The organism is Streptomyces sp. AF1A (assembly GCF_047340315.1).
In the GTDB taxonomy this organism is placed as follows: domain Bacteria; phylum Actinomycetota; class Actinomycetes; order Streptomycetales; family Streptomycetaceae; genus Streptomyces.
Map to the genome: position 1 here is coordinate 1 of NZ_JBLEBI010000112.1, position 21,989 is coordinate 21,989.

23 protein-coding genes and 1 pseudogene are annotated in these 21,989 nt (G+C 72.9%); 13 read left to right on the forward strand and 11 right to left on the reverse strand.

The window, feature by feature from the left end; all coding sequences use genetic code 11:
* The coding region (locus tag ACLU3S_RS24900; RefSeq protein ID WP_413954173.1) for a glycerol-3-phosphate dehydrogenase C-terminal domain-containing protein at window positions 1–246 on the forward strand (246 nt) is incomplete at its 5' end.
* A 164-nt stretch (window positions 247–410) separates the two neighbouring features.
* Here the strand turns inward: ACLU3S_RS24900 and ACLU3S_RS24905 are convergent.
* From ACLU3S_RS24905 to ACLU3S_RS24935, 7 genes are all read right to left on the reverse strand, one after another.
* Window positions 411–1,862, reverse strand: a complete 1,452-nt coding sequence (locus ACLU3S_RS24905) for a WGR domain-containing protein (RefSeq protein WP_413954174.1) — start codon at window positions 1,860–1,862, stop codon at window positions 411–413.
* Between the two features lie 129 nt (window positions 1,863–1,991).
* A complete protein-coding gene (locus ACLU3S_RS24910; protein WP_413954175.1) occupies window positions 1,992–2,744 on the reverse strand; it encodes an SDR family oxidoreductase in 753 nt (250 codons plus the stop codon).
* Between the two features lie 41 nt (window positions 2,745–2,785).
* Window positions 2,786–3,472, reverse strand: coding sequence for an SDR family oxidoreductase (locus ACLU3S_RS24915; protein WP_413954176.1), 687 nt, complete (start codon window positions 3,470–3,472; stop codon window positions 2,786–2,788).
* Window positions 3,473–3,650: 178 nt separating this feature from the next.
* Complete coding sequence (locus ACLU3S_RS24920) at window positions 3,651–4,340, reverse strand: DUF6882 domain-containing protein (RefSeq protein WP_413954177.1); 690 nt, start codon at window positions 4,338–4,340, stop codon at window positions 3,651–3,653.
* Between the two features lie 85 nt (window positions 4,341–4,425).
* Window positions 4,426–5,397 carry a threo-3-hydroxy-L-aspartate ammonia-lyase gene (locus tag ACLU3S_RS24925; RefSeq protein WP_413954178.1) on the reverse strand — a complete coding sequence of 324 codons (972 nt, stop codon included), beginning with the start codon at window positions 5,395–5,397 and terminating at the stop codon, window positions 4,426–4,428.
* A gap of 195 nt (window positions 5,398–5,592) precedes the next feature.
* Window positions 5,593–7,479 carry an ATP-binding cassette domain-containing protein gene (locus ACLU3S_RS24930; RefSeq protein WP_413954179.1) on the reverse strand — a complete coding sequence of 629 codons (1,887 nt, stop codon included), beginning with the start codon at window positions 7,477–7,479 and terminating at the stop codon, window positions 5,593–5,595.
* Window positions 7,480–7,788: 309 nt separating this feature from the next.
* Entirely contained in the window at window positions 7,789–8,493 is a 705-nt protein-coding gene (locus tag ACLU3S_RS24935; RefSeq protein ID WP_413954180.1) for an SDR family oxidoreductase, read from the reverse strand.
* Window positions 8,494–9,193: 700 nt separating this feature from the next.
* Here ACLU3S_RS24935 and ACLU3S_RS24940 point away from each other — a divergent pair.
* Window positions 9,194–9,541 (forward strand): annotated as a pseudogene (locus ACLU3S_RS24940) (SAM-dependent methyltransferase); the annotation flags it as partial.
* Between the two features lie 201 nt (window positions 9,542–9,742).
* Complete coding sequence (locus ACLU3S_RS24945) at window positions 9,743–11,221, forward strand: glutamate-cysteine ligase family protein (protein WP_413954181.1); 1,479 nt, start codon at window positions 9,743–9,745, stop codon at window positions 11,219–11,221.
* Between the two features lie 27 nt (window positions 11,222–11,248).
* Here the strand turns inward: ACLU3S_RS24945 and ACLU3S_RS24950 are convergent, their stop codons facing one another.
* Both ACLU3S_RS24950 and ACLU3S_RS24955 read right to left on the reverse strand, forming a co-directional pair.
* Window positions 11,249–12,346, reverse strand: a complete 1,098-nt coding sequence (locus ACLU3S_RS24950) for a hypothetical protein (protein WP_413954182.1) — start codon at window positions 12,344–12,346, stop codon at window positions 11,249–11,251.
* A gap of 224 nt (window positions 12,347–12,570) precedes the next feature.
* A complete protein-coding gene (locus ACLU3S_RS24955) occupies window positions 12,571–12,963 on the reverse strand; it encodes a winged helix-turn-helix transcriptional regulator (RefSeq protein WP_413954183.1) in 393 nt (130 codons plus the stop codon).
* Between the two features lie 128 nt (window positions 12,964–13,091).
* On the opposite strand from ACLU3S_RS24955, the gene ACLU3S_RS24960 reads away from it, so the two are divergent.
* On the forward strand, window positions 13,092–13,742 hold the full coding sequence (locus tag ACLU3S_RS24960; RefSeq protein ID WP_413954184.1) for an FMN-dependent NADH-azoreductase: 651 nt from the start codon (window positions 13,092–13,094) through the stop codon (window positions 13,740–13,742).
* 48 nt (window positions 13,743–13,790) lie between these two features.
* Window positions 13,791–14,399, forward strand: coding sequence for a flavin reductase family protein (locus ACLU3S_RS24965; RefSeq protein ID WP_413954185.1), 609 nt, complete (start codon window positions 13,791–13,793; stop codon window positions 14,397–14,399).
* 127 nt (window positions 14,400–14,526) lie between these two features.
* Here the strand turns inward: ACLU3S_RS24965 and ACLU3S_RS24970 are convergent, their stop codons facing one another.
* Window positions 14,527–15,288, reverse strand: a complete 762-nt coding sequence (locus ACLU3S_RS24970) for a cache domain-containing protein (protein WP_413954186.1) — start codon at window positions 15,286–15,288, stop codon at window positions 14,527–14,529.
* 37 nt (window positions 15,289–15,325) lie between these two features.
* A complete protein-coding gene (locus ACLU3S_RS24975; RefSeq protein ID WP_413954187.1) occupies window positions 15,326–16,066 on the reverse strand; it encodes a FadR/GntR family transcriptional regulator in 741 nt (246 codons plus the stop codon).
* Window positions 16,067–16,176: 110 nt separating this feature from the next.
* Here ACLU3S_RS24975 and ACLU3S_RS24980 point away from each other — a divergent pair, with 110 nt between their 5' ends.
* The 8 genes from ACLU3S_RS24980 to ACLU3S_RS25015 form a co-directional block, all read left to right on the forward strand.
* A complete protein-coding gene (locus ACLU3S_RS24980) occupies window positions 16,177–17,208 on the forward strand; it encodes an ABC transporter ATP-binding protein (RefSeq protein ID WP_413954188.1) in 1,032 nt (343 codons plus the stop codon).
* A 41-nt stretch (window positions 17,209–17,249) separates the two neighbouring features.
* Window positions 17,250–18,446, forward strand: coding sequence for an ABC transporter substrate-binding protein (locus ACLU3S_RS24985; protein WP_413954189.1), 1,197 nt, complete (start codon window positions 17,250–17,252; stop codon window positions 18,444–18,446).
* 2 nt (window positions 18,447–18,448) lie between these two features.
* The gene (locus tag ACLU3S_RS24990; RefSeq protein WP_413954190.1) at window positions 18,449–19,342 is read left to right on the forward strand and encodes an ABC transporter permease; all 894 of its coding nucleotides are present in this window, start codon (window positions 18,449–18,451) and stop codon (window positions 19,340–19,342) included.
* 32 nt (window positions 19,343–19,374) lie between these two features.
* On the forward strand, window positions 19,375–20,190 hold the full coding sequence (locus ACLU3S_RS24995) for an ABC transporter permease (protein ID WP_413954191.1): 816 nt from the start codon (window positions 19,375–19,377) through the stop codon (window positions 20,188–20,190).
* A gap of 83 nt (window positions 20,191–20,273) precedes the next feature.
* On the forward strand, window positions 20,274–20,555 hold the full coding sequence (locus ACLU3S_RS25000; protein ID WP_413954192.1) for a hypothetical protein: 282 nt from the start codon (window positions 20,274–20,276) through the stop codon (window positions 20,553–20,555).
* A 211-nt stretch (window positions 20,556–20,766) separates the two neighbouring features.
* The gene (locus ACLU3S_RS25005; RefSeq protein ID WP_413954193.1) at window positions 20,767–20,916 is read left to right on the forward strand and encodes a hypothetical protein; all 150 of its coding nucleotides are present in this window, start codon (window positions 20,767–20,769) and stop codon (window positions 20,914–20,916) included.
* Window positions 20,917–20,973: 57 nt separating this feature from the next.
* Complete coding sequence (locus ACLU3S_RS25010; protein WP_413954194.1) at window positions 20,974–21,714, forward strand: YqjF family protein; 741 nt, start codon at window positions 20,974–20,976, stop codon at window positions 21,712–21,714.
* On the forward strand, window positions 21,711–21,989 hold a 279-nt coding region (locus ACLU3S_RS25015; protein ID WP_413954195.1), incomplete at its 3' end, for a hypothetical protein. The genes ACLU3S_RS25010 and ACLU3S_RS25015, both read left to right, overlap by 4 nt.

Consider the following 21,989-nt stretch of genomic DNA (forward strand, 5'->3'; position numbering starts at 1 on the left):
CGTCACGGCACCGAGGCGGTCGCCGTGCAGGCGCTCGCTGTCGGCGACCCCGCGCTGGCCGAGCCGGTGCTGCCCGGCCACCCCGTCACCCGCGCCGAACTCCTCTGGGCGGTCCGCCACGAGGGCGCCCTCGACGAGTCCGACCTCCTGGACCGCCGCACCCGCATCGGCCTGGTCCCCCAGGATCGCGACGCGGCGCTGGCAGCCGCCCGCGGTGTCCTCGCGCGGGAAGCGGCACACCGCTGACGGCGACCCCTCACACCGGCCACCACCGGCCCGGCCGCCGGACAGCGCGTCCATCGGGAGCCGACCCGCTCCGGCCGGCGTTCCACGAACGCAACCCCGGCGCGGGAAGCGGCACATCGCCGGCAGCAATCCGGCACGGGCCTCGGGGCGCGGGGGCGCGGTCCTCACAGCAGCCGACGGATGTCGCCCCGCACCCGGTAGAAGCCGCCCGCCGCCGGGTGCAGCGCGTCCACGACGTAGCGGGCGCCGGGCCGGCGTATGGCGCGGGGGAACTGGACGTTCCAGGAGGGGTCGTAGCCGTCGGACAGCACGTGCACCCGAAGCCGCCCGGCTTCGTGGACGCACTCGACGACGACCGCTCCCGCGGGGGCCTGCGCCACGGTGGCCACCGCGCCGACGGCCGTGGCCGGGGAGTAGGTCGGAAGGGCGGCGGCGAGCTTGACGTCCCGTGCCACCGGCACCGTGCCCTGCTGGGCCGCGGCGATGGCGGCCTCGCTCGCGTCCACGCACACCAGCGAGCCGTCCGTGGTCACCAGGTACAGCCGCTCGTCGCGGTATTGCATCGACAGGGCCGAGCCGCCGCCCGTGCCCAGCTTCCACAGCCGCGTGCCGTCCCGGTCGAAGCAGTAGACGGACGAGGCCGCGTCCCCGGCGAAGACGAACCGCCCGCCCGGTGAGGCGGCGCACGAGTACACCGCGCTGTCGCAGGCGTAGGTCGCCTCGATCCGGCCGGACGCCTTCGACAGGCGCTGGACGACGTGGTGCGCGGTGCCCGCGTACACCGCGTCGTCCTCCTGCCAGCCGAAGAGCACGCCGCCGCGGGTGGGTGTGTGCCACAACTCGCCGCCCCCGTCGGGCGCGTAGGCGGTGACGCCCCGCTGGTGGCCGTGGTACACCGCCCGGTCGTCGGCACGGACCATCCAGGCGTGCCCGCCCTGGCTGCGGCGGGCCCACTGGTGCTCGTCCTCGTGGTCGATCACGGTGAGCCGCCCGGCGCGGTCCGACACGTTCAGCACGCCCTCGTGGATGTCCAGCCAGAAGATGTCGACGTCGGCGGAGATGTCGTAGGCGGCGAACGGCAGTTTGGAGGAGAGGTCGTAGACCTTGCCGTCGTCGCAGCCCGCGTAGATCCAGAAGTCGTCGGCGACCAGGCACTTCACGCCGTCCGGCAGTCCGAACCGGGCGAGGACCGCGCCTTCGTGGTCCAGGGTGTAGACGTCGCCCGCCTGGTTGCCCACCCAGCAGCGCTCGTCGTCGACGTGGATGCCGAACGCCGCCGAACCGGTGCGGAACCGCCACAGCACGGGAGCGACCGCACGCGCGGTGGACGGGGCGGAGCTGACCTGACGCCTGGTCACCGGACGGGGGGCGCGCCGCCCCTGGACCGCCGGGGCGTAGCCCTTGCGGACCTTCTCCCCCACCTTCTTCGCGGCGGCTGCCCGCGCCTTCTCCGCGGTCGGGAACGTCGTCGTCTGGAGCTGCCCGGCCGCGCCGATCCGTCCGTACCGCACCGTCACCACCACGCCGTCGACGGTCACTTCGTAGAACTTGTGCGCGCCGCCGCCCTCCTGGGACAGCTCCAGATACGTCCTCGACACCGCGGACACCGCAGACATGGCACACCCCTCCCCAGGACGGACCCGCGGCCGTTCCGGCGGATCCCCACTGGTCACACCGTAGGCGGGGCCACTGACAACGGGTCCGGTCGGCGGGGCGCGGCCGGTGCGGCGCCCTTCCGCGGGCCGTCAGCCGAGGAGTTGCTGGCCGCCGTCGATGTCGTAGGTCGCGCCGGTCAGTGCCGTGTTGGCCATGATGTGCACGGCGAGCGACGCCACGTCGTCCGGTACGACGACGCGGCCGATCGGCAGCGTGTCGCGCAGTTCCGCGCGGCGGGCGTCGAGCCCCTCGCCGAGCAGCTGGGCCGACAACGGGGTGTCGACGAAGCCGGCAGCGATCAGATTGACCCGGACCGGCGCGAGTTCCAGCGCGAGAGCGGCGGTGAACGCGGGCATCGCGGCGGTGACGACGGACACGCTCCCGAGGCCGGCCCGGATCCGCCGGCCGCCCGTACCGCCCAGGAGCACCAGCGTGCCGCCCGGTCGCAGCCTGCCGACCGCGTGCCGCGCGACCTCCAGCGCGAGCACCATGTGGTCGCTGATCGCCCGTCGCGCCTGCTCGGCGTCCAGGTCCAGCAGCCGCCCGTAGGACGGCTGTCCGGCCGTGATCAGCACGTGGTCGAGCGGGTCGGGCGCCTCCTGGAAGAACTGCTGCAGCTCCTTCGGGTCGTGGGCGTCGAAGGCGGCGGTGCTGAGTGCGCACGCCTCCGCGGCGGCGGTGCGCAGCCGCTCGGGATCGCGTCCGGTGAGGATCACCGAGGCACCGGCGGCCCGGGCGTGCACGGCGGTGGCCAGCCCGATGCCCGCGCTGCCACCGATGACGACGAGGGTCTGTCCGAGCAGGGCCGCGTCGCGGCGCCGCTGCGAGGGCTCGGAACTCATGCGTCCTCCTTCGTCCGGCGACGATGGGGCCGTCGCCCGACTCAGTGGTCGAGCGGTTGCGACAGGGCCTGCTTGACCTGTCTGGTCCGCTCGTCGGCGAGGACCTCGACCCGGTCGTTCGCCAGGGCGTCCAGCGTCTGTTCGGCGACGTCGGCCGCGGTGATCTTCGGCGCGTCCGTGAAGGAGCTGAGCTCCGTCTCCACGAAGCCGGCGTGCACGCCGATCACCAGCGTCCTCTGTTCGCGCAGCCCTTCCCGCAGCGCGCCGGTCAGCGACCACTGGGCCGCCTTGGAGGCCGCATAGCCGGGGAACTCCGGGCGCGAGGCCCAGGAGGCGACCGACAGCATGTTCACCAGTGCACCGCCGCCGTTGCGCGCCAGGACGGGTGCGAAGGCGCGGGAGACGTTCCAGGTGCCGAAGTAGTTGACCTCCATCGCCTGGCGCGCTCCGTCGAGGGGGCCGGTCAGGAGCTTGGTGCCGAAGCCGCCGACGCCCGCGTTGTTGATCACGACGGTGACGTCCCCGGCGGCGGCAGCCACCTCGGCCACTTCCTCGGGCTTGGTGACGTCCATGCGCAACGCGATGACGTCGTCGTCCTCCACGGTCGCCGGATCGCGGACGGCCGCATAGACCTTGGCCGCTCCGCGGTCGACCAGCGCCCGGGTGAACGCCCGGCCGATGCCCCGATTGGCACCGGTGACCAGGGCGATCGACCCTTTGATCTCCATCGCGGCCTCCTTCTTCCGGCGCCTGCGCCATCCGGCGGGCGCCGCGGACCCGCGCCGTCCGCCGGCCCGTGGGACGCGTCGCCTCCCCTGCCAGCCTGCACCGGATGGTGCGGCTTTGCATGTGAAGGGGCGGGGACGCGACCGTGGGCCGCCGCACGGCGGACGGTGCCCGGTGCGCTCAGGGCAGCACCTTGGCCTCGATCCCCGCGATGCGGCCGGCCGCGTCGAACCGCACCTCGACCGCGCTGCCGCCGGGCAGGTCGGCCACGATCCGGTCGCCCTCGACGCGCTGCGGCACTCCGTGGTGGTCGAAGTACCCGGCCACGACGTGGCGGGCGGAGTGGCCGATCAGCCCCGCTCCGGCGAGCAGCGTCCGCGGCAGGGCCACCGGGTCCAGGCCGGGGCGCGGCACACGGGCGTCCGCGGGGAGGAAGTACACCTGTGTGTCGCCGCCCGCGGGGACGCCGAGGTATCCGGGTGCACCGGCCACGCCCATGCCGGTGAAGGCGAGCGTCTCCGCCGCGCGCCGCGGGTCGGCGAAGCCGGACAGGTCCAGGACCTCGGCGGTCAGTTCGGCGATGCCGTGCGCGTGTCCGTACCGCTGGACGGCCTCGGTCGGCGCGACCACCTCGGTGCCCCGCAGGCCGGGGTTCGCCCAGCCCCACATCCAGGAGTGTTCGGCAGCGTCGTACGTTCCCAGCACGGCCACGCGCAGCTCCGCCGCCCCCTGCCGGTAGGTGCAGGAGGGGAGGTCGGCGCTCCACGGCCCGTCGGGCAGGAAGTCGGTCAGGGCCTGGAGCTGTGCCGCGCCCCAGGCGGCGTGCCGTTCGGCCTCGAGGAGGAACGCGTCGCTGAATCCGGTCGTCATGGCCCGACCCTACGGGGCGCACCCGGCCGTTCTCCGGCCGGGTGCGCGCACCGTGACGGGCCCGACGGCGACGGGACTTCGCCGTTCAGCCGCTCAGCAGCTCGGTGAACCTGCGGGTGTCGATGTTGCCGCCGGAGGCGATGATGCCGACGCGGGGCGGGAGGTCCTCGACGTGCCCGGCCAGGAGCGCGGCCAGACCGGTGGCGCCGCTGGGTTCGAGGACGATCTTCAGGCGTTCGAAGGCGAAGCGCATGGCGCTGACGATCTGCGCGTCGCTGACGAGGGCGATGGCGTCGACCAGTCGCCGGTTGATCTCGAAGGTCAGTTCGCCGGGGGTGGGCAGGGCCTGGCCGTCGGCGATGGTGCGGGGCACGGGCACGGTGACGCGTGTGCCGCTCTCCAGGGAGCGCTTGGTGTCGTCGCCCGCTTCGGGCTCGACCCCGACGACCCGGATGCCGTGGTGCAGCGCCTTGGCCGTGATGGCGCTGCCCGCGATCAGCCCGCCGCCTCCTACGGGCACCACGAGAGCGTCGAGCGGGCCGGTCTCGTCGAGGAGTTCGAGGGCCGCGGTGCCCTGGCCGGCGATGACGTGGGGGTGGTCGTAGGGCGGGATGAGCGCCAGGCCGCGGTCTTCCGCGAGTGCCTCGCCGAGCGCGGTGCGGTCCTGGGTGTAGCGGTCGTAGGTGACGATCTCGGCGCCGTAGCCCGCGGTGGCCTCCCTCTTGGAGCGGGGGGCGTCCTCGGGCATGAGGATGACGGCGCTGGTGCCCAGTTCCCGGGCGGCGAGCGCGGTGGCCTGGGCGTGGTTGCCGGAGGAATAGGCGGCGATGCCCTTGGCCAGCTGGTCCGGGGAGAGCTGGGCGGCGGCGTTGTAGGCGCCGCGGATCTTGAAGGCGCCGATGCGCTGGAAGTTCTCGCACTTGATGAACACCTCGGCGCCGACGCGCTCGTTCAGGGTGCGGGAGGTGAGGACAGGGGTGCGGTGGGCGACGCCCCGGAGGCGTGCCGCGGCCGCACGGACGTCGTCGAAGGTCACGGGCAGTGCGGCGGCGGCCATGGCGGAGTCCTCTCTCAGTTCTTCGGCTTGCCGTGTTCGCGGTCCGGCAGGGCCGCCGCTCGTGCCGGATGCGGCGTACTCCATCATCCGGTTCCCCTCGTCGCAGCGGTGCGGCCGCGCATGATCGTATCGGTTCCGGGTGAATCCGGGTGAGGGCGAACCGGTACGGCCGGGCCCGGCGGGCTCGCCCCGGCGTCACCGGTCCTTGGCGAGCGCGACCAGTTCGGCGAACAGGCCGCCGGCGTGCACGAGGTCGTCGTAGTGGCCCTGCTCGACGATGCGGCCGTGCTGCATGACGACGACGCGGTCGGCGAGACGGGTGTTCTCCAGCTGGTGCGTGACGACGACGGTCATGCGCCGGGCGGCGATGCGCTTGATCTCCAGGAAGATGCGGTGCTCGCCGCGCGGGTCCATCTGCGAGGTGGGTTCGTCGAGGATGAGCAGGGGCGTACGACGGTACAGGGCGCGAGCGCAGGCCAGCCGCTGCCACTGGCCGCCGGACAGTTCGACACCTCCGTAGACCTCCCGCGCGAGCAGCGTGTCCAACCGGTGCGGGAGCCGCTCGATCGCTTCGCGCATGCCGACGGCCTCCACGGCCTCCCACACCAGCACGTCGTCGTGGGTCCGCGGCTGGCCGAGGGTGATGTTCTCCCGGGCGCGCAGCGGCCAGCACGCGAAGTTCTGCGGGACGAGCGCGGTCCGGCTCCAGACGGAGTCGGGCCGGGCCTGCGCCAGATCGGTGCCGTCCCACAGGACGCGTCCCTTGTCCGGAAGGAGGATGCCGGTGATGAGCTTGGCCAGGGTCGACTTGCCGGAGCCGTTCTCGCCGACGATCGCGAGGATCTCACCGCGGCGCAGGGTGAGGGAGACACCGTCGACGGCGGGTCCGTCCGCGCCGGGGTAGCGGAGCACCACCTCGTCGAGCCGGATCTCCTCCACCTGTTCGGGGATCGTCGACTCCCCTCGCTTCGGGGCGCGTTCGGCCGCCATGTCGAGGAACGCCCGCATGTCGGCGAGGTACAGGGAGGTGTGGAACATGGCGGCCCCGTTCTGTACGACCTGCGTCAGCGCGCCGAGCGTGGTCTGCACGGCGACGACTGCGGTGGCGGCGACGGGCAGCGCGACCCGCCCGGTCATCGCGAGCCAGGCCAGTGCCGCCCAGGTGACCAGCAGGAACACGCCGCCGAGCGCGGAGGTGACGAGCACGATGCGGAGCATGCGGGGCGCGGCGTCCAGGATGCGCCGGTCGATCCGCTCGGACAGCGCGCGATACCAGTAGACGAGGTAGCCGGTCATCCCGTTCGCGCGGACCTCGTCGCCGTGCCGGGAGTACGCGGCCCACCAGCGCATCATGCCGCGTACGTTGCGGTCGGCGACGTTGGCGTAGTGCGTCTCGTAGTCCACGCGGGCCGACAGCACGGCGCCCAGGCCCGCGGGCAGCACGGCCAGCAGCAGCAGCGGAAGCATCAGCCAGTGCAGAGCGGTGATGACCCCGCCCGCGGCGATCATGCGGACGAGCGCGGCCATGAACCGCTGGGCGTCCTTGACCATCGTCGTGGTCCGGGTGACGCCTACCTCGGCCGCCTCCTGCCGGTCGGAGAAGCCGTCCTCGCCGTAGGCGGAGGCCTCCACGCTGCAGACGGCGGAGACGAGGGCCACGTCGGCCTCCGTCACCAGCCGCGGAGTGATGCGCCCGTCGGCGTAGGAGGCCAGGGCTCCGCCGATCCGGCCGACGGCTGCCGCCGCGGTGACCACGGCGAGGGCGGGCAGGGCCGCGTGCAGACGCGCGGACACCGTCCCGGCGCCGAGGACGTGGGTCATGGCCCGGGCCGTGCCGCCGAGCACGACGGCCGCGGCGACGCCGGTGACCAACTGGCACGCGAGCAGCAGCACGACCCCCGGCCGGTCCACCGCCCAGGCCATGCGCGCGGTGTCCCCGAGCACGGCCGGCAGCCGCCCGCACATGTTCCGGAAACTGGCTTCCTCCAGTGGATTCCTGCCGGACTCGCCCTCGTAGCCGATCGGGGCCGGCGGTGGCGGGGGCGGCGCGGAGCTTTCGTTCGAGGCGTCGGTCACGGTCAACTGCGTCCCTCCCGCGGATCGGCACCGCACCAGGATGGTCCGGCGGTGCCAGACTCAACGAGCCGGCCGGCGAATCGAACGCACTCGATTCCGGTCGAAGACCGGCCCCGTGATACCGGGGCCTGGAACGAGCGGACGCAGTCCCGCACGGCCTTCGGCGCGACCGGCCCTGGCCGAAACGCTGCTGCCCGAGGCAGGGGTGACGGGTGGGGCGCAGGGAGCGACCGAGTCGCGGTCGCGCGCCACCGCGAACACATCGCGCATGAAGGGCAACCACCCGCCGGCCGCGTCCCCGGCCTCTCCCTGCGGCTAGCCCGCCAGTTGGGGGTACAGCACGGCCAGGTCGGCGGAGAGCCCCGCCTTGACCTCGCGGGACAGGTCGTCCGCCAGGACCTCGTGCGCTCCGGCCTCGATGCCGTCGAGCGCCAGGCCGGCCACGTCACCGGGCGTGGACTTGGGTGCGTCGATGCCCGCGGCCATGTCCGTGTCGATGTAGCCGACGTGCAGTCCGGTGACCGCGATGCCCCGCGGCTGCAGTTCCAGGCGCAGCGTGTTGGTCTGCGACCACAGGGCCGCCTTGGTGGCGCTGTACGACCCGGCGACGCCCAGCCACGAGAGCACGGAGTGGACGTTGAGGAGGTGCCCGCCGCCGTTGCGCTCCAGGACCGGCACGAAGGCCCGGGTGACCAGCAGCGGCCCGTAGAAGTTGGTCTCGAACTCCCGGCGTATGTCCTCCACCGGGCTGTCCAGGAAGGACCGTGCCTTGAGCGAGATGCCCGCGTTGTTGATCAGGACCGTGACGTCCTCGGCCCGCGCGGCCGCGGCCCGGACCGAGTCGGGGTCGGTGACCTCCAGAGCGAGGGGTACGGCGTCGGGGTGCGTCACCGTACGCGGGTCGCGGGCGGTGGCGTACACCTTGGCGGCGCCGCGCTCGTACAGCGCCTGCACCAGCGCCCTGCCGAGACCGCGGCTGCCGCCGGTGACCAGCGCGACGGAGTCCTTGAGTGAGGTCATGTCCATCTCCAGAGTGAAACCGATCGGTTTCCGACACCGTAAACCGATCGGTTTCCCCTGTGCAAGACCGCCAGGGGCACCACGCGCCGAAGACGCCGGTCAGGGGCGGCCCCGCCGCCGGCCGCACGTGGTCCGTCAGCGTTGCCGGACGGGGCGGGGAACTGCCCGAGCGCATGGATTCACCGTTCCCCGCCCCGCCGTGGCGGCCCGCCGCCGGACCTTGGCGGTGCGGCGGCGGGCCGGTCTGGGGCGTGCCGCCGCGGCGCCGGACCTTCGGTGCGTGCCGGCGGCGGAAGATCTTGTTCAGACCCTGCGCCGCCGCGCGCCCGCGGGCCATCGCAGGCGGACCGACCGGGTGATGCGCGGCTTCCTCCGCCCCTGGCGGCCCTGGCGGCCCTATCGGCCCGAGCGACCCTGTCTACCCCGTCCGCCCTGTCATTCCTGCTCGCGCTGCCCGTCCTGCCCGCCCTGTTCGCCCTGCCGGTCCTGCTCGCGCTCGTCGGCGTCCTCGCCCGCCCCCCGGCTCGGCCATCGAGCGGTGCACGGCGGCCTCGGCCCCCTCCGGCAGGGCCTGGTTCGCCACGCCCTGGGCCGCGGCCGTGGCGGCGACCAACCGGTCCACGCCCGCCGCCTCCCGCGGATCGGCCCGTCCGGCGCGGGCCTCGGCCCCCGTCTCACGCGGCCGCCGCGCCGCGTGCTCCAGGCGGTCGCCCTGCTTCTCGTCGCCGTCCTTCACTTCCTCACCGACGCGGAGCAGCCCGCGCGGATCGTCGCCGACCTGCGCGACGCGCTGCCGCCCGGCAGCTGCCTGGTGCTCTCGCACGCGACGGGCGACTTCGCCGACCGCAGCGCCGCCCAGGCGGTCTACCACAAGGCCACCGCCGGCCTGACCCTGCGCTCGCGCGCCGAGGTCGAGCGGTTCTTCGACGGCTTCGACCTGGTCGAGCCCGGCCTGGCCCAGGTCCCGTTCTGGCGCCCCGACACCACGCCGCCGCCCCGCTCCGGCGAGATCGGCTTCTACGGAGGTGTGGCCCGCAAGACCGCCTGACGGGCGGCCCAGCGCCGAGGCAGGCCGCGACCGGACCGGCGCGGATCGGCACTCACGGCCGTACACGCGGCCGCCGCGCCCGTGTCCGCCGCGCCAACTCACCATGGTGACCGCCCCCCCCAGGCATCCGCTTGGTGCGGTTCGTGCGATGGTGCGACGCTGGGTGGAGAGGTGTCCGACGAGGGGAAACCTGGAGGGCCGATGGGGCGAGACGTCCCGGCGCTCGTCTTCACCCGCGAGGACCGCCGCCGGTACCGGGACAAGATGCAGGAGTGCCTCGACACGCTCGCGAAGATGCTGCGCGAGGCACGGTTCGAGTCCGAGCGGCCGCAGGTGGGCCTGGAGATCGAGCTGAACCTGGTCGACGACGACGCCGAGCCGACGATGCGCAACAGCGATGCGCTGGAGGCGATCTCCGACCCGGCCTGGTCCACCGAGCTGGGCCGGTTCAACCTGGAGATCAACGTGCCACCCCGGCGGCTGACGGCGGGCGGTCCGGACGCCTGGGAGTCGGAGATACGCGCCGCGCTCAACCACGCCGACCAGCGTGCCCGGTCGGTGGGCACCCGGCTGATCATGATCGGCATCCTGCCCACCCTGCGCCAGGAGGACATCGGCGAGGACACGCTCTCGGAGAACCCCCGCTACCGGCTGCTCAACGACCAGGTCTTCGCGGCCCGGGGCGAGGACCTGCGCCTGGAGGTGGACGGCATCGACCGGCTGCGCACGTACGCGGACTCCATCACCCCGGAGGCCGCCTGCACCAGCACGCAGTTCCATCTGCAGGTGTCGCCGGAGGAGTTCGCCGACTACTGGAACGCGGCGCAGGCGATCGCCGGTGTGCAGGTCGCGCTGGCCGCGAACTCGCCCTTCCTGTTCGGCAAGGAGCTGTGGCACGAGACCCGTATCCCGCTGTTCGAACAGGCCACCGACACCCGCCCCCAGGAGATCAAGGTGCAGGGCGTACGACCCCGGGTGTGGTTCGGGGAACGGTGGATCAACAGCGTGTTCGACCTGTTCGAGGAGAACCTGCGCTACTTCCCGGCCCTGCTGCCGCTGTGCGACGAGCAGTCCCCCGGGGACACGCTGGACCGCGGCGACATCCCCGAACTCGGCGAACTCACCCTGCACAACGGCACGATCTACCGCTGGAACCGCCCCGTCTACGCCATCGCCCACGACCGGCCGCACATCCGCGTGGAGAACCGGGTGCTGCCCGCCGGCCCGACGGTCGCCGACACCCTGGCCAACGGCGCCTTCTACTACGGGCTCACCCGCGCCCTGGTGGAGGAGGACCGGCCCGTCTGGTCGCGCATGTCGTTCGCCGCCGCCGAGGAGAACCTGCACACCGCCGCCCGGCAGGGCATCGAGGCGCCGCTGTACTGGCCGGGCATGGGCGAGGTGCCGGCGACGGAGCTGGTCCTGCGCCGGTTGCTGCCGCTCGCCCACCGTGGCCTGGAGCGCTCCGGGATGGACGAGGCGTGGCGGGAGCCGCTGCTCGGGATCATCGAACAGCGCTGTGTGGCCGGCCGCAACGGAGCCACGTGGCAGACGGAGACGTTCCACCGCATCGCGAACAGCACGCACGTCGGCCGGCACGAGGCGCTGCGGCGGATGACGCAGCTGTACATGGACTACATGCACCTCAACGCCCCGGTCCACACCTGGCCGGTGGACTGACGCGGTGCCCGGTGGGGCGGGGCCGGGTCAGCCCGCTTGCGCGCACCGGCCGGTGGGGCCGCCGAAGGCCGGATACGCCGGCAGGGCGGCCGTCTCCCAGCCGTCGGCGAACTTCCGCAGGAGCAGGTCCGCCGTCTCGACGAGGGCGGGGCAGTCCTCCAGAGTCCGCGCCAGTTCCCAGCGGTGGCACAGGACCTGACGCATCGTCGGAGCGGGGCGGCGGGTGCGGTGCAGGGGTCTGTCGACCGTCGTGAGCGGTAGCAGGCGCACCGTCGCGTCCACCGTCCACACGGCGATCGCCCGGCGCAGTCCGGCCTCCCACACGGCGTCGTCGGCCAGCTCCGGGTACGCCGTCGCGACCTCGGCGCGATAGGCCTGCTCGGTGCGCCGCGCCAGTTCCTCCGGAAACCTGAAGACGCACCAGCAGCTGGAGAAGGGCATCCGGCAGTAGGCGGCCGTCAGGAAGAGCGACTGGAAGCAGGACCCCTCGAAGTCGATCAGCCGGAGGCCGTCCGGGGTGAGGAGGGTGTTGTCGGGACAGGTGTCCCCCGGCGTGAAGGCGGGGTAGCGGTCGCCGCCCGCCGTGCCGATCCGGTCCAGTTCCGCGGCCAGCCCCGGCGGCGCGTCGAGCCCCGTCCCGGCGAGCAGCGGGAGCAGTTCGGCTGCGTTGCGCTCGGCCCAGGGCTCGTCCTGCCAGGAGGAGGCGCCCGCGTCGTACCGCGCCGTCAGCCGCGCGAACTCCGCTTGCCTGCCGAGCGATCCTGCCGCCAGGCGGCCCAGCGCGCGGGCCCAGGCCGGCAGGGCCTGTGCGGCGGCCGCCGGATCGTCGCCCAGCAGCACGTCCGCCAGCGTCGGCGCGGCGCCCAGGTCCTCCATCACCAGCAGCGGCACCGCCGGGTCCGCGCCCAGCAGTGCCGGGCCGGTCCCGTGCAGGGCGAGCCCCGCGGCCTCGGACGTGAACGACCGCAGGGCCTCCGGCTCGCGGGTGTACGACTTGACGATCACGCTCCCGCCGGCCGCCGTCCGGCAGCGCAGGACCGTGCTGCGGCGGCTGCCTCCCAGGTCGACCGGGTCGGACAGGCCGATGCCCAGCAGGTCGCCGGCGATGCGCAGGGAAGGATCCACTCGCGCATCCTGCCATCGCGTCGCGGGCTGCCGCACCCGGGTTTGCGGTGCGACGGCGCGTACGGCGCGACGGGCCGGAAGTGTGCACGCCGGCGCGATGGGCCTCAGGTGTGCCCTACGGCCCCGGCGGGTACTGCGCCACGCCACCGACGGTCCTGCTCGACACGGCCCGCGCCACGGTGGACCGGCGTGCCGCACCGGGCGGAGCCGACGGCGCGGTCCTGCTAGGCGAGCGTGCGGGCCGAGGGCTCCCTCTCGATGCCCGTGCACGGCGGCGCGTCCGGCAGATGGTCCTTCGCCCACTGCGCCAGTTCCTGGAGCGCGGGTTCCAGGGCGGCGCCGGCCTCGGTGAGCCGGTAGGAGACGCGCAGCGGGGGCCCCTCGTCGACCTCGCGCAGGACGAGACCGGCCGCACCCAGTTCCGCGAGCCGGTCGGACAGCATGCGCTCACTGATGCCGGGGATGGCCCGCCGGAGGTCGGCGAAGTGCGCCGGATGGTTCACCAGGACGGCCACGATCGGGCCGCTCCAGCGCTTTCCGAGCAGCTGGAAGACGCGGGTGATGCCGTCGTCCACCTGCTTGCACGCCGCGCTGTCGTGGTTCTGCTCCGCCGCCATGCGCCAAGAGTACTACCTCACTGTAGGGGGATGAAAAAAAGTAAGTACCTATGTTAGAAGTAGCTAGGTATGAAACATCAGCACCGAACTTTCGGTGCGGTCGACCCCTGCCTTCCTTGGAGACACCCATGGCGACCCTGCTGCACATCGACTCCTCCGTGTTCCCCGTCGAGGCCTCGTCCTCGCGCGCCGTGACCACGGCCTTCCGGGACCACTGGCTGGAGCAGCACCCGGAGGGCACCGTCGTCCACCGCGACCTGGCGACGCAGCCCGTCCCGCACCTCACCGCCGCCGCGCACACCGCCGGCTTCGCCGATCCCGCCTCCCACACACCGGAGCAGGCCGCGGCCTTCGCGGAGCGGATCCGGCTGATCGAGGAGCTGGAGCGGGCCGACGCCGTGCTGATCGGCGCCCCGATGTACAACTTCTCGATCCCCTCGACCCTGAAGGCGTGGCTGGACAACGTGATCCTGTTCGGCCGCACCGCGGGCGAGACCCCGTCCGCCAAGGGCACGCCGGTGACAGTGGTCGCCAGCCGTGGCGGGGCGTACGGGCCGGGCACCCCGCGCGAGGGGTACGAGTACGTGCAGAACTACCTCAAGGCCGTGCTCGTCGACGCCCTCGGCCTGGAGGCCGACTTCATCGTCCCGGAGCTGACCATGGCCCCGCACAACCCGGCGATGGCCGAACTGGTCCCGCTGTACGAGGCCTCCCGCGACCGCGCCTTCGAGGAGGCCGCCGCGAAGGCGAAGGAGCTCGCGCGGCGTCTCGCGGCCTGAGCCGGCCGAGCCGCCGTGGGGTCCGGGGGTACCGATTAGCGTGGAGGCATGCGCGTCGACTACTCACCGGACTCCATGGGGCCCCGGTCGTTCTACCGTCTGCTCACCGCCGTCGTGGTCCCCCGGCCCATCGCCTGGGTCTCGACGCTCACGCCGGACGGTGAGACGGCGAATCTGGCTCCGCACTCGTTCTTCACCGTCGCCTGCACCGATCCGCCCGTCGTCCAGTTCACCTCCGTGGGCCGGAAGGACTCGCTGCGCAACGTCGAGGAGACGGGCGAGTTCGTGGTCAACCTCGCCCCCGAGCCGCTCTTCGAGCAGATCAACGCGACGTCGACCGACTTCCCCCGGGAGGAGGGCGAGTTCGACGCCGTGGGCATCGAGCGGGAGCCCTCGCTGCGGGTCGGGCCGCCGCGCGTGGCCGCGTCCCCGGTCGCCCTCGAGTGCACGCTGCACTCGACGGTGCGGCTCGGCGATTCCACGGTGGTGTTCGGCCGGGTCGTCCACGCCGCCGTGCACGCCGACGCCCTCACGGACGGCCGCCCCGACGTCCGGCTGCTCCGGCCCCTGTCCCGCCTCGGCGGAAACGAGTGGGGCACGGTCGGCGCCATCCAGGAGATCGCCCGCATCCCCTACCGGGACCTCCCCCGGGAGTGACGGAGTCTTCCAGGGGAAGCCTTTCGCCGCCACACGCCGCACTCCGCAGCCGGGCCCGACCCGGCAGGTCACACCATGCCCACCTCTGCGCCCGGCCCGGCACGGCACGTCGCACGCGCCCGGCCCCTCAGCTCAGCACGAGCACGAGCGGAACCCCCCTGCACGGCACCAGTCGCAGGCCGGCGTGCACTCCGGGCCTGGCCGTGGTGAGCAGCCGGCCGAAGTCGGGGCCCTTGGTGAGGGAGCCGGCCAGGTGGGCCGGGTCGGCGGAGGCGGCGACGCGGCCCCGGGCGTTCACCAGGTGGGCGGGGCGGGGCAGGGACCGCAGCAGGGGGAGGACGGCCGCCTCGAAGTGCCGCAGATACACGTCGGCGGCGGCCACTCCGGCGAACCGGCCCTGGATCCGGACGGGTTCGGAGAGGGTGAGGCTGTACTCGTCGGAGCAGAGGTAGTCGACATACGGTCCGGCGACGGCCCGGCGCCCGGTGTCACGGGGCAGCGCGAACCAGTCCCAGTGCGTGTAGTCGGAGTAGGCGGAGTGGCCGGGGTCTAGGTCGAGGAGCAGTGGGCGCACGTCGCCGTCGGCGCCGGACTGCCACCACTCGAGCCAGGCGGGAACGTCGGCGAGCAGGCCGGGCGCGGCGACGAAGCCGACGCCGGAGACCAGTTCCTCACGGACCAGGCGCAGATGCAGTCCGGGGCGCAGGGCGGCGAGGTCGGCGCTGGCCGGCCTGCGGCCCTCGGCGGCCACCCGCTCGAACAGGGCGGCCGTGTCGGCGCGGGTGGCGGCGACCGTGTCGAAGACCGCCTCCAGCGCCCCGCCCACCTGCGCGGCCACTCGCAGTTCCGCTTCCGTGTCGAGAGTGGCGAGCCCGGGGCTGACGCCCATGGTGTCCTCCAGCGGACGGGAACCGGATGCGGCGCCGTCAGAGAGCGAGGCGCACGGCGACGAGCCGCGCCGTGGACTCCCTGACGCACCGCTCGGCCAGCGTGCCGGCCGTTTCGTGGGCCCCATCTTGCACGGCGGAGATCACGGCGCGGTGACGTTCCGCAACTTCTTCACGATATGGATCGTCCGCCAGGACGAGGCACAGCAGCGCGCCCACGTCGCTCTGCAGAGCGACCTGTTCGCGGGTGAGCCGGGCGGACTGGGCGGCGGCGGCGAGTTCGACGTGGAAACGGCCATACAGGCGGCTGCGCGCCGCCGCGTCCTCGGCGTGCGCCAACTCCTCTGCCGTACGCCGCAGTTGGTGAAGATCCTCGGGCTCGGTGCGCTGGGCGGCGAGCCGGGCGGCGGCGCCGGACAGGGCGGCCCAGTGGTCGCCCAGGTCGCGCAGTTCCTCCGTGCTCCAGCCGCGCAGCCGGGCCTTGAGCCGGCTCTCGGCGGGGACTTCGGGCAGGGAGACGAAGCTGCCCCCGCCGCGCCCCCGGCGGGTGGTGACCAGCCCCTGCTGCCGCAACGCCATGAGCGCCTCGCGCAGGGTCACGGTGGAGACGCCCAGCTGTCCGGCCAGCTCGGTCTCGCCGGGCAGCTGCTCGCCGTCGGCGAGGAGGCCCAGTTCGATGGCGTCGCCGAGGCGACGGACGACCGCGTCGACACGGGCCCGGTTGTCCACCGGGCTGAAGACGGCCCTGCGCGTGCCGCCCTCGATCTCGTACTGCCTCACGGCCACCACCTCGTGCGTTGACTGAAGCTTTACCCTAAGGCCCTCTTGAGCATTGAACTATGACTTCATATGTTTACTGTCAACGTACCGCGCGCCAGAAAGGTTCCCGTATGGAGGGGATTGCGATCCGGCTGCAGGACCTGCGGAAGTCGTTCGGCGAGACGACCGCCGTGGCCGGGGTCGACCTGGAGATCCGGGACGGGGAGTTCTTCTCCATGCTCGGCCCCTCCGGCTCCGGCAAGACGACGGTCCTGCGGCTCGTCGCCGGGTTCGAGACACCCGACCAGGGCCGGATCGAACTCGCCGGGCAGGAGGTCACCGGCCTCGCCCCGTTCGAGCGGGACGTGCACACCGTCTTCCAGGACTACGCCCTGTTCCCGCACATGACGGTGGAGCAGAACGTCGCCTACGGCCTCAGGGTCCGCAAGGTGCCGAAGGCCGAACGCCTGGTCCGGGCCCGCAAGGCGCTCGCCGAGGTGCGTCTGGAGGGCTACGGCCAGCGCCGGCCCGCCCAGCTGTCCGGCGGGCAGCGCCAGCGCGTCGCGCTCGCCCGCGCCCTCGTCGGCCGCCCCCGCGTCCTGCTGCTGGACGAGCCGCTGGGCGCCCTGGACCTCAAGCTGCGCGAGCAGATGCAGGTCGAACTCAAGGCGATCCAGCGCGAGGTGGGCATCACCTTCGTGTTCGTCACCCACGACCAGGAGGAGGCCCTGACGATGAGCGACCGGATCGCCGTCTTCGACCAGGGCCGCATCGCCCAGGTCGGCACCCCCGCGGAGATCTACGAACGCCCGGCGACCGCCTTCGTCGCCTCCTTCGTCGGCACCTCCAACCTGCTCGAGGGAGAGGTGGCGCACCGGATCGTCGGCGCCTCGGGCACGTACAACATCCGCCCGGAGAAGATCCGCGTTCTGAAGGAGTCCGCCGAGGCGGACGAGCCGGAACACGCCACCGCGACCGGCACCGTGGCCGAGGTCGTCTACCTCGGCGACGCCACCCGCTTCCTCGTCGACCTCGACGGCGGCGGCCGCCTCACCGCGCTGCAGCAGAACCTGGAGACCTCCTCGGAGGACGTCGCCGCCTACCGCGGCGCCCGGGTCCGCCTGCAGTGGCACCGCCGCCACGCCGTCCCGCTGCCCGCCTGACCCTCTCCCCCACCCGCTTCTGCGTCCCCATGGAGAACGTCGTGCGTCTCACCCGTACCCTTCGCACCGCGGCCTGTGCCGCAGCGCTGCTGCTCGCCGCCGCCTGCGACTCCTCCGGCTCCGGCAATTCCGCCGCCACCGGCCTCAATCCGCCCGACCTCAAGGCACCGACGAAGCTCGGCAGGACCGAGGGACAGCTCAACCTCGTCGCCTGGGCCGGCTATGTCGAGGACGGCTCCAACGACCCGAAGGTGAACTGGGTCAGCGACTTCGAGAAGCAGACGGGCTGCCAGGTCCACTCCAAGGTCGCCGCCAGCTCGGACGAGATGGTCAAGCTGATGAAGACCGGCGAGTACGACGCCGTCTCCGCCTCCGGCGACGCCTCCCTGCGCCTGATCGCCTCCGGCGACGCCGCCCCCGTCAACACCGACCTCGTCCCCAACTACAAGGACATCTTCTCCGGGCTGAAGAACGGTGCCTGGAACTCCGTCAACGGCCGGATGTACGGCATCCCGCACGGCCGTGGCGCCAACCTGCTCATGTACAACACCGACAAGGTGAAGCCGGCGCCCACCTCCTGGTCGGCCGTCTTCGACGGAGCCGCGAAGTACAAGGGGCACGTCACCGCCTACGACTCGCCGATCTACATCGCCGACGCGGCCCTCTACCTGAAGGCCACCAGGCCCGAGTTGAAGATCAAGGACCCGTACGCGCTGGACCAGAAGCAGTTCGACGCGGCCGTGGCGCTGCTGAAGAAGCAGAACGCCGACGTGGGCGAGTACTGGAGCGACTACCTCAAGGAGGTGTCGGCCTTCAAGAGCGGGGACTCGGTCGTCGGGACCACCTGGCAGGTCATCGCCAGCCTCGCGGCCTCCGAGGGCGCCAAGGTCAAGGCGCTGGTCCCGAAGGAGGGTTCGACGGGCTGGTCGGACACCTGGATGGTCTCCAGCAAGGCCAAGCACCCCAACTGCGCCTACAAGTGGCTGAACTGGATCGTCTCCCCCAAGGTCAACGCCGAGGTCGCCGAGTACTTCGGTGAGGCGCCGTCCAACTCCAAGGCGTGCGAGGAGACCAGCGACAAGAACTTCTGCACGGTCTACCACGCCGCCGACGAGAGCTACTGGAAGAAGATCGCCTTCTGGAACACGCCCATCGAGCAGTGCCTGGACGGCCGCAGGAACGTCACGTGCGTGCCGTACGCCAAGTGGGTGCAGGCCTGGACCGAGATCAAGGGCTGACCGTGACGACCGACGCGACGACCGCCGCCGGACGGGGAACCGTCCGGCGGCTCGCCGGGACGCTCCACCGCAGGCCCCGGCTGCGGCTGACGCTGCTGCTCACGGCCCCGCTGCTGTGGCTCGCCGTCCTCTACCTCGGCTCGCTCGCCGTGCTGTTCGTCTCCGCCTTCTGGACGACGAACTCCTTCACCTCCCAGGTCGTGAAGGTCTGGTCGACGGACAACTTCCACGAGTTGGTGACGACCCCGGTCTTCCGCCAGGTGATCCTGCGCAGCGTGGGTGTGGCACTGGCGGTGACCGTGCTGTGCGCGGTGATCGCGTTCCCGGTCGCCTTCTACACCGCGCGCGTGGCCAGGCCGCGGTGGCGGCCCCTGCTGGTGGTGGCGATCCTCACCCCGCTGTGGGCGAGCTACCTGGTCAAGGTGTACGCCTGGCGGCTCATCCTCGCCGAGGGCGGACTCGCCGACTGGCTGCTCGCCCCGTTCGGGCTCAGCGGCCCCGGGTTCGGCCTCGCGGCCACGGTGCTCACCCTGACGTACCTGTGGCTGCCGTACATGATCCTGCCGATCCACACGGCCCTCGAACAGCTGCCGGCGAACCTGCTGGACGCCTCGGCGGACCTCGGGGCCCGCCCGGGGCGGACCTTCCGCTCGATCGTCCTGCCGATGGTGCTGCCGTCGGTCGCCGCGGGCTCGGTGTTCACCTTCTCGCTCAGCCTCGGCGACTACATCAGCGTGCAGATCGTCGGCGGCAAGACGCAGCTGATCGGCAACCTGGTGTACTCCAACATCGAGCTCAACCTGCCCATGGCCGCCGCGCTCGGCCTCGTCCCCGTGGTCGTCATCGTCCTGTACCTGCTGGCGATCCGCCGTACGGGCGCCCTGAACAGCCTGTAGCCCGCCCCGAACGCCTGGAGAAGAAGAGCGCCATGCATCTCAGCCGCACCGCGCGCATCGCCCTGCGCATCGGCGCCGGGGCCGGTTTCGCGGTGATCTACGTCCCGCTGCTGCTCGTCCTCGTCAACTCGCTCAACCCCGACCGCAGCGCGAGCTGGCCGCCGCCGGGGCTGACCGGACACTGGTGGTCGGCGGCCGTGCACAACACCGGTGCCCGCGCGGCCCTGTGGGTGTCGGTGAAGGCGGGTCTGGGGGCCACCGCGATCGCGCTCGTCCTCGGCACCCTCATCGCGTTCGCCGTGGCCCGGCACCGCTTCTTCGGCCGGGACGCGGTGTCGTTCGTGGTGGTCCTGCCGATCGCGCTGCCCGGCATCGTCACGGGCATCGCGCTCAACTCCGCCTTCAGCACGGTCCTTCAGCCGCTGGGCGTGGGCCTGGGGCTGTTCACCGTGATCGTCGGGCACGCCACGTTCTGCATCGTCGTGGTGTTCAACAACGTCGTGGCCCGGCTGCGGCGCACGGCGGCCTCGTACGAGGAGGCGGCGATGGACCTCGGCGCGACCCCCTTCCGCGCCTTCGCGGACGTCACCTTCCCGCTGGTGCGGTCGGCGCTGCTGGCCGGTGCACTGCTCGCCTTCGCGCTGTCCTTCGACGAGATCGTGGTCACGACGTTCACCGCGGGGCCCGGCATCGAGACCCTGCCCATCTGGATCTTCAACAACATGACGCGGCCTCAGCAGGCGCCGGTGGTCAACGTCGTGGCCGCCGTCCTGGTCCTGCTGTCCGTCGTCCCCATCTACGTCGCCCAGCGGCTGTCCGCCGACACGGCGACGTCCAGCCGGGTCTGAGCCGGGCCCGGCCCCGGGGACACGCAGGAAGCGACACCCGGTCGGTGCGGGCTTACCGGCCGGGTTGATGGAAACCTGCGCCCATGAACAACCCTCCCACCATCAACAGTTATGTCGACCGTGTCACCGCGGGCCCCGGCGGGGCGATGACGGACGAGGTCGGCCTCCTCACCGGCGATCTCACCGTCGCGACCATCCTGCAGCCCGACGGGCACAGTGTGCGTGTCGCCGTCCAGCAGTTCGGCGGCGACACCTGGTACACCCTCACCGGCAGCCCGGCCCCCGTGCCCGCCGGTCAACTCGCCGCCTACCACCGGGACCTGCTCGGCCGGATCCGCCGGGGCGGCGGCACCCGCGCCACCTAGCGGACGCCGGCCCAAGCCGCGGACGGCCGCGTGAGAGGCGTGGCGGGCGACCCGTCACGGCATGAACATCCCGCGCACGCGGCCGTACGCGCCGCGTCCCGCGGCTGACCGCCGCGCCCTCGGCCCGCACGGGCCCGCAGGACGCCGAGCGCACGGCCGTCGCCTCCTTCGTCCTCGGTCCCGTCACCATCGTGCCGCCATCGGGTCGGCCGTGCCGGGCCTGCGCCGGGACACGCCCCGCCGCACCCGCGCCCTGCTCGAACTCGGGCGCGGATTCGGGCTCGGGATCGCGGACCTGGCCGTCCCCGCCGCCCTCGCGGTCGAGCGGGGCGCGGCGTGCCGGTCCGGCAGCACCGCCTGAGCCCGCCCGTCGCACCGCCGCGAGTTTCGGCCGGGGCGCCCTGGGGAGTCGGTGCGCGTGGTGTCGTATGGACCGGAGCAGCGCGTGCACGTTCCGGCGCTGCGGGCCGGATGGCTGACGCAGGCGTTCGTGCACTGGCCCTACGCCCCCGACCAGGTGCAGCGCCTGCTGCCGAACAAACTGGAGGTGGACACGTACGACGGCACGGCGTGGGTGAGCCTGACGCCGTTCGTCATGGCCGGTGTGCGCCCGCCCGGGTCCCCGGCCGCCCTGCCGGCCTTCCTCGAGACCAATCTGCGCACCTATGTGCGGGGCCGGGACGGGCGGGACGGTCTGTGGTTCCTGTCCATCGAGGTGACCTCCCCGGTGATGCTCGCCGCCCGCGCGGTGGGCGTGCCCTACCACACCGGCCGTCTGGAGCTGTCGCGGGAGCAGGGGGTGCGGACCTATTCCGGCACGCGGCGGGGCGGCGGACCCGCCTACCGGGTGGCCGTGCGGTGCGGTGCGCCGGTCACGCCGACCCGGCGGGACGTGTGGCTGACCTCGCGGTGGCGGGCCTTCACCCGCCGTTTCGGCGCCCTGTGGGAGACACCCGTCGAGCACGAGCCCTGGCCGCTGCGCGAGGCGGAGCTCGAGGGCGTCGAGGAGTCCCTCACCCGGGCGGTCGGGCTGCCCCCGCCCGCCGCGGAGCCGCTCGTGCACTTCTCGGACGGGGTCCGCAAGGTGCGGCTGGGGCTCTCGCACCCGGTGCGGCCGCCGGGCGCACCCGGCACCGACGACGGCCGGAGGCGGCGATGAACCCGGTGCGGGTGGCCCGGGTCCAGGGGTCCGACGTGGTGGGTGGCGGCCGATCGCCGGCGCACCTGTGCGGTGTCGAGCGGGGTTCCGGGGCGAAGTCCGGGGGATGGCCGCGGCGCACCCCGGCCGGGCCGCTCGCCATGTCCGTCGGGAGCGTGCCGCGCCCGACGAACACGCTCGATGCGCGGCCGCAGGCGCCCCGGACAGGCTCCGGTACGGCCGCGACGCCGCCGGCCACCGACCCGGTGCGCGTGCCCCGGGGCCGGATCCTGCCC